The 3240-nt window shown below is 38.2% G+C and carries 4 protein-coding genes; all 4 read left to right on the top strand.

What is annotated here, in order from left to right:
* Nucleotides 1-350 precede the first annotated feature (350 nt).
* Nucleotides 351-1520, top strand: coding sequence for an IS4 family transposase (locus ACFFAP_RS37420; RefSeq protein ID WP_375515942.1), 1170 nt, complete (start codon nucleotides 351-353; stop codon nucleotides 1518-1520).
* 470 nt (nucleotides 1521-1990) lie between these two features.
* Nucleotides 1991-2122, top strand: coding sequence for a hypothetical protein (locus ACFFAP_RS37415; RefSeq protein WP_375515941.1), 132 nt, complete (start codon nucleotides 1991-1993; stop codon nucleotides 2120-2122).
* Nucleotides 2123-2433: 311 nt separating this feature from the next.
* Nucleotides 2434-2790 carry an alpha/beta fold hydrolase gene (locus ACFFAP_RS37410; RefSeq protein WP_375515940.1) on the top strand — a complete coding sequence of 119 codons (357 nt, stop codon included), beginning with the start codon at nucleotides 2434-2436 and terminating at the stop codon, nucleotides 2788-2790.
* Between the two features lie 212 nt (nucleotides 2791-3002).
* Nucleotides 3003-3240 (top strand): SDR family NAD(P)-dependent oxidoreductase (locus ACFFAP_RS37405; protein ID WP_375515939.1); only part of this gene is annotated, 238 nt, incomplete at its 3' end.

Genomic DNA, 3240 nt, shown 5'->3' with positions numbered 1-3240 from the left:
TATAACTTTATCCTGGAAGCTCTATTCTATGCAGCTTCATATTAAATCGGTATTAAGCAACATTTATCTAATACAACCTCTACCTATTTTCTCATAAATATTTCAATAGTGTTTCCTTTTGCAGCGACTTCTTATGCGTTGACTAAGCTTTCGGAATCGGATTCAATTAATACTCATGTACTATCAACTAGCGTAGGCGTAGCCCTGTGCCTGTTGCGTCACTTATATAGTACAAAAGCACTATATTTTAGTGATCGCCTGTGCCAGTTGCGTAAGTCCTGGTAGAAAAAGCTTACTCGTTCATTTCATACTTATTTTGAGACGAGCAAGCAAATCTAACTATTACCACTGTGACATTACAAGTAGAAATTCTCAAGCAAAAATTTAATCAAAGCCTGGGATTACCTTTTAAAGAGCTATTACCTGAGTCTGTAATTGAGCAAGGACTCTGGGAGCTAAAAGTTAAATATAAGAAAAGATTATTTGACCCGTTCATAACATTATGGGCTTTTTTATCTCAGGTTTTAGATACAGATAAGAGTTGTCATAACGCTGTGAGTAAAATAATTGCTCATTTGGCAGGGCAAGGAGTAGAAATTCCCTCAAGTGATACAAGTGCTTACTGCCAAGCGCGGTCGAGATTGCCAGAACAGCTATTAGAAAAACTTTTTGGGAAAGCTGCACAAAACTTAGAAGAGAAAGTGAAAACAGAACATTTGTGGTGTGGTCGAAATGTAAAAGTGATAGACGGGTCAAGTGTTTCAATGCCTGACACGGGAGAAAATCAAACAGCGTACCCTCAACCAACTAATCAAAAGCCTGGATGTGGATTTCCCATTGCGAAAATTGGTGTGATATTCAGCTTAGTAACAGGAGCCGCTGTTGCCCTAGCCATCGACGTTCTAAATACCCATGATATAAAACTAGCGAGGAAGCTATACAGTTTTCTCAAACCCAATGATGTACTTTTAGGGGATAGAGCTTTTTGCGCTTATGCGGATTTAATTTCTATTAAAAATCTCAGTTGTGATGCAGTATTCAGAAAACATCAATCCCGACATACAACAATGCGAAAAGGTAAAATAATTGGGTCAAGCGACAAATTAGTAACTTGGCACAAACCTAAAAAATGCCCAAAAGGGTTAACAATGGCTGAGTTTTCTGCTCTACCTCTTACCTTAACTGTACGAGAAATATTTTATTACATTGTTATTCCTGATTTTCGTACAGAAGGAGTTAGCCTAATCACTACTTTATTAGATATAACAACTTATCCTACATTGAAAACAGTTCAGCTTTATTACCAGCGCTGGCAAGTTGAACTAGATTTAAAACATCTAAAAAATACTCTAGGTATGGATGTTTTCCGGTGTAAGACTCCTTCTATGGTACGCAAAGAAATTTATGCTTATTTGCTTGCTTACAATTTACTGCTCCCGTTTGATGTGGTCAGCAGGTACTACTTATGGTACACCTCCAAATCGCCTATCGCTGCAAGGTACTCGCCATCATTTAAATAACTTTATTCCCGAATTATTAGCAGCAACTTCAGCAAAACGTCTTCAAATTTATTCCACTTTACTTAAAGTTATTGCTCATAAGGCTGTGAGCGTAGACGCAAAGCGGCTTGTCGTCAGACATCGCCCTGGCAGAAGTGAACCACGAGTCCGTAAACGTCGCCCGAAAGCTTACCCTTTAATGACGAAACCTCGGCACGAATTACGAAATATGAAAGCAAACCGCTTAAACCACAAGTGTTTCGGCTTTTCTTAGTGCCATTCCAACCTCAGCCTTAGTGCTAGCTATTTCCTAACTGTCTAAAACATCATCTCAAATACAACTTAAAATTCTTTATCAAGTTTTAGACTTGCACTACTCAAAGTTTTTTATTTTTCACACCTAATCCCATCTCCATCTCTGTCAAAACCATTCGGGTCAGGTGGCAAGACTCTAAACCTTCTTTGGGTGATATCTCGGCAATTCAAATCGGGTGAATTTTTGGTCAGGCAAAAATCAGGGTAAGAAGGATCGCAGTTATTCTGCTGTGGTTGAATCGGTTGCTCCCGTTGTCTTTCGGGTAGCTCTGTGGCGGAAGTCCCAAGGCATTACGGGATTAACCTGATTCCAAAATGCTAGACGCTGTTGTTTGGCATAACTCTCACCTTGTAACAAACGGGAGCAATGCGATTTTGTTAGATCGGACTTGAATTCTCAGTTAGAGAGCTAGATTCTCAATAAAAACAGTTATTTAGCTGCGATGCCTGCGGCGGGCTACGCCTACGCACCTCTAAATAGGTGATTTAGTACCTGAATTTTAACCACCTCACAAAATCGCATTGCTCCCGTAACAAACTCACTTACCCTCAAGTTGTAAAATCACTAATATTGATTAATAGTTTAGGTTACACTAATTCTCCCCCCTTTAGCAAATACTTGTTTCCTCCTTTTGACTTCTTGGCTGTGGAATATCTACGTCAACGCCACATCTTGGCATTAAATGTATGTAGTATCTTCCCTAATTTAGATCCCAAAATACTTTTGGCTATTCAATGCGCCATGTTACACCAAGAAATGCCTGGTTGGAATGATGCCATGATTTCTTATGTAAAATCTGATGGTTATACTGAATTAGCAAATAGAATTGCCCAAGTTGACAAGCAAACACTCATTTTATGGGGAGAAACTGATGATATGCTGCCATCTGAAGATGCAGAAAAATTTCAGCAATCTATTGCTAACTCTCAACTAATATTGCTCAAAAATTGCGGTCATACCCCTCAAATTGAATAGCCAAAAATTACATCTCAACATATTTTGCACTTTCTGAATATTAGGAATTTTTAATTTGGTTTCAGAGGATATTTTCAAAGTTTCGCTAGGTAGAATTTAGCTGTTCTGCACTTAAGCTAGTGTAAAAGAGATAAATTGATACAAAAATCAAATCTTTCTTTAGCTATAAAAAGTTGTATGAAATCCTATTTATATTCTAAAAAGGAAAACAGATGACTGATAAAAAGGTTGTGCTAGTTACAGGAGCATCATCTGGGTTTGGGCAATTAACTGCTAAAAAGCTTGCTGCTGTGGGTTATTGGGTCTTCGGTACCAGTCGCAAGTCACATCCAGCATCAGGTAATGTGGAAATGTTGAAGCTCGATGTTACCTCTGATGACTCAGTGCAATTATGTATTAAGGGACTTCCAAGGAATAAATTACTCAACAAAAATCATAAGCTTACATTTA

Source organism: uncultured Nostoc sp. (assembly GCF_964245575.1).
GTDB lineage: Bacteria > Cyanobacteriota > Cyanobacteriia > Cyanobacteriales > Nostocaceae > Nostoc.
This window is presented reverse-complemented; position numbering and strand designations above follow the sequence as displayed.